Here is a 5,878-nt window from a genome sequence, read left to right on the forward strand (position 1 = left end):
ATGACCCGGCTGCGCCAGCCGGAGCGGCTGGTGCTGGACACACTGGTGGACGCGGGAGTTGAATGAGTCATTCAAGGCAACGCGACCCGACCTCCGCGGGCAGCCGGTCGGCGAAGGGCGACTTCGCCGGCGTCGCGGGCCGGTCCGGACGTCATGAACGAGTCGTTCATGACCTGCCTGCCGACCGAATCACCGCTCCGGGAACCCTCTCCGGCCGTGCCGCGAATGACTCGTGGAACCTCGACGGCCGCCCGGCGTCTGTGGAGGTGATCGTTTCTCTTCGACGAAAGGGTTCTTCGTGCGTCGTTTTCCTGGGGGAGGCATCGTGCGCGGCGTGGTCGTCGCGCTCGGCGTCTCGATGGCCGTCGTGGCCGGACCGGCCGTGGCTTCGGCCTCCGTCGACAGCGTTCCGGCACCGAAACTGAACTGGACCGGCTGCGAGGACGGCTTCCAATGCTCCACCGCCGAGGTGCCGCTGGACTACGACCGGCCGTCCGGCGCGAAGATCGACCTCGCGCTGATCAAGCTGCCGGCCACCGATCCCACGCACAAGATCGGCACGCTCTTCGTGAACTTCGGCGGCCCGGGCGCGTCCGGCCTGCAACGGCTGCGGGAGCGCGGGAAGTGGCCGTGGCTGTTCTCCGACCAGCTGCGCGCGCGGTTCGACGTCGTGTCGTGGGATCCGCGCGGGATCGCGAACAGCACCGCCGTCCGGTGCTTCGGCTCGCTGGCCGAGCAGGAGTCGTTCTTCGGCTCCTTCCCGGAAATGCCCGGTGACCCGAGCGGCAACGCGGCCTTCTACGCCAAGTCGAAGGAGCTCGCCGATCGCTGCGCGGCGAACGCCGGCCCGATCCTCGACCACGTTTCGACGGCCGACACCGCGCGGGACCTCGAGCTGCTGCGCCGCGCGGTCGGCGACGCGAAGCTGACCTACCACGGCATTTCCTACGGGACCCAGCTCGGGGCCACGTACGCGAACCTGTTCCCGAACCGCATCCGTGCCATGGTGTTCGACGGCACCATGGACTTCGCAGGCAACGCGACCGGCCACGACGGCAGCGGCAAGAGCGTCCCGCTGGACACCCGGCAGGACGTCGCCACCGGCATTGCGCAGACGTTCGACCAGTTCCTGCGCCTGTGCACGGAAGCCGGGCCGAAGTGCGCGTTCTCCTCGGGCGACCCGAAGGCGAAGTGGGCCGCGATCACCGCGCGGGCCAAGCGGGCGCCGATCACCGCCGACGGCGAAACGTGGACGTACTCCGGGATCATCAACGCGGCGGCGGACCTGTCCGACTCGCGGGGCTGGCCGGACATCGCTTCGCTGTTGCAGCGCCTGTACGACGCGAAGGACACGGCGACCGCGCGGGTGGCCAAGGCGGGCGAGCCGTACACGTCCAACCGCACCGAAGCCTTCAACGCGATCCAGTGCGGTGACAGCGATGTGCCGACGGATCCGGCGGTCTACAGCCGGTACGCGGAGTCCGAGGACCAGCGGGTCCCGTACTTCGGCCGGATCGCGGTGCTGGACATGATGAGCTGCGCGTTCTGGAAGGGGCAGGCGGCGGACCGGTACACCGGCCCGTGGAACCGCCCGACGTCGGCGGAGATCCTGGTGCTGAACAACCGCTACGACCCGTCGACGCCGCTGGCCGGGGCCCGCGACGGCGCCGCGGAACTGGCGCGCGCCCGGGTGTTCGTGACCGAGGGGTACGGGCACTCGTCGATGTACGTGCCCAGCACGTGCACCGAGCAGGTGAAGCGGGACTACCTGATCTCCGGGGCGTTCCCGGCCGCGGGCAAGACCTGTTCGATCGACGCGAGCCCGTTCGCGGGCTGAACCGGGGCGGGCCTCGCCGGGAGTTCCGGCGAGGCCCGCACGCTCAGCCGGCCAGCTCGACGAGCTGTTTCGCGGCCACCATCGCGCCGTCGGGCCGGATTTCGCCGGCCACGGCCTTGGCCCGCTCTTCCGAAGCGAGCGCCGTGGCCAGCGCGGCGGACAGGGATTCGACGGTCGGCGACGGGTCGAGGTGGGCCGCGCCGATGCCCAGCTCGGCCACCCGCGCGGCCCAGTGCGGCTGGTCCGCGATCCGGGGGACCACCACCTGGGGCGCGCCGGCCCGGGCCGCCGTCGTCGTGGTGCCCGCACCGCCGTGGTGCACGACGGCCGCCACCCGGCGGAACAGCGCCTGCTGGTTGACCTCGCCGACGGCGAAGCAGTCGGCGGCGTCGTCGATCGGGGACAGGCCGGCCCAGCCGCGAGCGAGGACGACCCGGCGGCCGCGCGCGCGGGCAGCCTCGATCGCGGTCCGCGCGATGCCCTCCGGCGCGTACGCGGCCATGCTGCCGAAGCCGACGTACACCGGCGGCTCGCCGTCGTCGAGGAACTCTTCGAGCCCGTCCGGCAGGGGCCGGTCGTCGGGCATGATCCACGCCCCCGTCTGCACGATGTCGAGGTCGGTCTTGCCCTCCGACGGGCACAGCAGCGGGTCCGCGGCCAGCCACGGCCGCTCGGTGAAGACGTAGTCGCGGACGTTGTCCACCGGCGGCAGGCCGAGCGCCACACGGTGCTTTCGCACGGCCGGGCCGTACAGGGCGTCGACGCGCTCGGCGTCCTGCTGCCACAGCACCCGGTTGTCGGTCTCGTCCGGCGAGGACGGCGTGCCCGGCCGCGCCCCCGGCGGGAAGTGCCGCGACGGCAGCCCCAGCAGGTGGAAGCACGCGAACACGTACGGCAGGCCCAGGTGGTCGGCCACGTCCCGCGCGCCGGCCGGCATCAGGCCCGTCGCCAGCAGCGCGTCACACCCTTCGGCCGCCGCCGTGAGCGTCTCGAACCGCGCGTCGACCAGCTGCGGCGCGAGCTTGAACGCGTCCTCGGCCGTCGGCGGCTTCGGATTGGCGACGATCGAGTGGACCGTCGGGCCCAGCGGCACCAGCGGCACGTCCGCCCGCGCCAGCAGCCGGCCGAAGTCGTCGTCCGGCGGTGCGCACACGACCGCGTCCGCGCCCAGCTCCCGCAGGGCCACCGCGAGCCCGGCCAGCGGCTCGACGTCCCCTCGTGAACCCCATGTCGTCAACAGCACGCGCATTGAGCGTTCCCCCGTTTTCCCTGGTGATGGCGTCAGGCGGGCCATTGTGGGGGATCACCCCGGCCTTGCCGCAAGCCCCGGGTTCGGCTATACCTTGAAGGGGGCGGGGAGTTCTTCGTTCCACTCCGGACGGTCTCCGCCGCTGACGAACGCGTCGCGCGGGTGCTGCACCGAAGCCAGCGACAGGATGTCCCGCCCGGACAGCGCGGCGGTCAGCCACACCGCGAGCACGCGGATCTTGCGTTCCCAGCTCGGCACGGCCAGCACGTGGTAGCCGCGGTGCATGAGCCACGCGGGCAGCCCCGTGACCACCAGGCGCCGGTACTGGAAGATGCCGCGCCCGAGTCCCAGCGTCGCGATGGCACCGAGGCTGTGGTGGACGTACGGCTTCGGCTTCCGGCCGCGCAGGGTCGCGATGATGTTGCGGGCCAGCAGCTTTCCCTGCCGGTAGGCGTGCTGCGCGTTGGGTACCGTCCGCGCGCCGGGGACCGGCGAGGCGAGGTCGGGCACCGCGGCGTCGTCACCGGCCGCCCAGGCATCGGCCACGCCCTCGACCCGCAGGTCCGGCCGCACGACGACCAGCCCGCGCTCGTCGACCGGGAGGTCGGTGTGCTTGCCGAGGACGGGGTTGGCGCCGTTGCCGGCCGTCCACACGATCAGCTCCGAGTCGAACTCCTCGCCCGTCGAGAGCGTCACGTGCCCGCCGGTCGCCGACGTCACGAGCGTGTCCAGGTGGACGCGGGCGCCCCGCCGTTCCAGCTCGCGCACGACCCAGCGTCCCGGCCGGTCGGTGACCTCGGGCAGGATGCGGCCCGAGGCCTCGACGAGGTGGAACCGCAGCTCGTCGCGGTGCAGTTCGGGGTAGCGCTTGAGCAGCGCGGTCGCCAGCGACAGCAGCTCGCCGAAGCCCTCGACACCCGAGAAGCCACCGCCGACGAAGGTGACGGTGAGCAGTTTGCGGCGCAGCGGGCCGGCCGGCAGCACCGCGGCGCGGTCGAACGAGGTCAGCAGCCGGTCTCGGATCGCGACGGCCTCTTCGACGTGCTTGAGGCCGATCGCCTCTTCCGCGACACCCGGCACGGGCAGTTTGCGGGTGACGGCCCCGGCGGTGACGACGACGAGGTCGTAGCCGAGCTCGAAGGCGTCGCCGTCGGTGGGCCGCACGGTGACGACGCGGTGCGCGTGGTCGATGGCGGTGACGGTGCCCGCGATGACGCGGGTGCGGCGCAGGTGCCGCCGCAGCGACACGGCGGCGTGCCGCGCTTCGACCGCCCCGGCGACGACTTCGGGCAGGAAGGGCTGGTAGGTCAGGTAGGGCCGTGGGTCGACGAGGGTGACCTCGGCCTCGTGTTTCCGGAGTTTCTTTTCCAGCTTCCAGGCGGCGTAGAACCCGGCGTAACCACCGCCGACGATCAGGATCCGGCGCATCTCGTCCTCTTTTCTCGCTTCACCCCCTGGACGAGGTGGTGGCGGACGGCGTGACAGGGATCCGCGTCACAGCGGCCCTGCCCCGGCGGGGTGACCCCCGGCTTGACAGCGGGGGCGCTCGTCTCGCACTATGCGAACAAGTGTTCGACAACTTCTCCTGGGTTCGCCCGCGGCTTCGCGGGTGTCTCCGGTGCGAGTACGTGGTGCTGGAGGTGAGCGGTGGTGGCGGTGCCGGAGGCGCTGGCCGGGCTCACGGCGATCCCGGGTGTCCGCACGGCGGCGCAGCTGAGTCCGGGGCCGGTTTCGGGTTCGGTTTCGGGGTCGCCCGAGTCGTTGTCGGTGCTGCCGCCGCTGGCGCGGTTGCTGCCGGGCGGCGGGTTGAGGCGCGGCAGCACGGTCGCGGTGGGCGGCGCGATGTCCCTGGTGCTCGCGCTGCTGGCGGCGGCGACCCGCGACGGTTCCTGGGCGGCGGTGACGGCGCTCCCCGAGCTGGGCCTGGCCGCGGCGGCGGAGCTCGGCGTCGACCTCGAGCGGCTCGCGCTGGTGCCGCACCCCGGCGCGGAGCTGACGGGCGTGCTGTCGGCCCTGGTGGACGGGTTCGACCTGGTGGTGCTCGGGCCGGTCGACGTCCAGCCGCAGCTGGCCCGCCGGCTGGCGGGCCGGGTGCGCAACCGCGGCACGGTGCTGCTGACGGTGGGCCCGTGGCCGGGCGCGGACCTGGAGCTGCGCGTCTCGGGACGTCGCTGGCACGGCCTGACCCCGGACGGCTACGGCCACTTGAGGGCCCGCGACGTGGTGGCGACAAGCCGTGGCCGCGGAGCGGCGGCGAGGTCGTTGTCGGTGCGGTTGCAGCTGCCGGGCCCGGGCGGCGCGGTGGCGGAGGGCGAGTCCCCGGAGCGGCGCTTGGCCGGGGTGGCCGGGTGAGCCGGGGTGCGTGGACTTGCCCGGACCACGCGATGACCGGCGGATCGCGGGTGTCCGAGTCGTTCGCGACGGCCGGAAGTCTCGCCGCGGCCGGGCGATGAGCCGGAAGCCGGCCGCGGCTGGATTTCCTTGCGGACGGCTGTTTCGCCGCGGTCGCACGGTGAGTGGAGCGCCGGGGTTGTCCGCGGCGGGCGGTTGTTCTGCTGTGGCCGCGGTGGCCGGCTTGGGTCTCGCCGTGCCGTGTGGGGGTGCGATGGTGGGCGGGAAGCTGGCCGTAGCCGGGTTTTTGTGCGGCTGGTTGTTCTGCCGCGGTCGCGCGGTGGTCGGCTTGAGCCCTTCCGCACCGCGTGGGGGTGCGATGGTGGGCGGGAAGCTGGCCGTAGCCGGGTTTTTGTGCGGCTGGTTGTTCTGCCGCGGTCGCGCGGTGGTCGGCTTGAGAC

4 protein-coding genes are annotated in these 5,878 nt (G+C 72.8%); 2 read left to right on the forward strand and 2 right to left on the reverse strand.

What is annotated here, in order from left to right; translation table 11 throughout:
- Positions 1-325: 325 nt before the first annotated feature.
- The gene (locus AB0M83_RS47975) at positions 326-1,837 is read left to right on the forward strand and encodes an alpha/beta fold hydrolase (RefSeq protein ID WP_364529344.1); all 1,512 of its coding nucleotides are present in this window, start codon (positions 326-328) and stop codon (positions 1,835-1,837) included.
- A gap of 43 nt (positions 1,838-1,880) precedes the next feature.
- Here the strand turns inward: AB0M83_RS47975 and AB0M83_RS47980 are convergent, their stop codons facing one another.
- Both AB0M83_RS47980 and AB0M83_RS47985 read right to left on the reverse strand, forming a co-directional pair.
- Complete coding sequence (locus AB0M83_RS47980; RefSeq protein WP_364529347.1) at positions 1,881-3,086, reverse strand: glycosyltransferase; 1,206 nt, start codon at positions 3,084-3,086, stop codon at positions 1,881-1,883.
- Between the two features lie 87 nt (positions 3,087-3,173).
- Positions 3,174-4,514, reverse strand: coding sequence for an NAD(P)/FAD-dependent oxidoreductase (locus AB0M83_RS47985; protein WP_364529350.1), 1,341 nt, complete (start codon positions 4,512-4,514; stop codon positions 3,174-3,176).
- A 222-nt stretch (positions 4,515-4,736) separates the two neighbouring features.
- Between AB0M83_RS47985 and AB0M83_RS47990 the strand changes: the two genes are divergently transcribed.
- Positions 4,737-5,438 (forward strand): hypothetical protein, encoded by a 702-nt coding sequence (locus tag AB0M83_RS47990; protein ID WP_364529353.1) that lies wholly within the window; start codon positions 4,737-4,739, stop codon positions 5,436-5,438.
- The last annotated feature ends 440 nt before the right edge of the window (positions 5,439-5,878 follow it).

Origin of the sequence: Amycolatopsis sp. NPDC051106, assembly GCF_040682775.1 — a bacterium.
In the GTDB taxonomy this organism is placed as follows: domain Bacteria; phylum Actinomycetota; class Actinomycetes; order Mycobacteriales; family Pseudonocardiaceae; genus Amycolatopsis.

What these genes read in the sequence shown, in the direction of transcription:
- AB0M83_RS47980 (WP_364529347.1), bottom strand. Translation starts at nt 3,086, where the DNA reads ATGCGCGTGCTGTTGACGACATGGGGTTCACGAGGGGACGTCGAGCCG.
- AB0M83_RS47985 (WP_364529350.1), bottom strand. Translation starts at nt 4,514, where the DNA reads ATGCGCCGGATCCTGATCGTCGGCGGTGGTTACGCCGGGTTCTACGCC.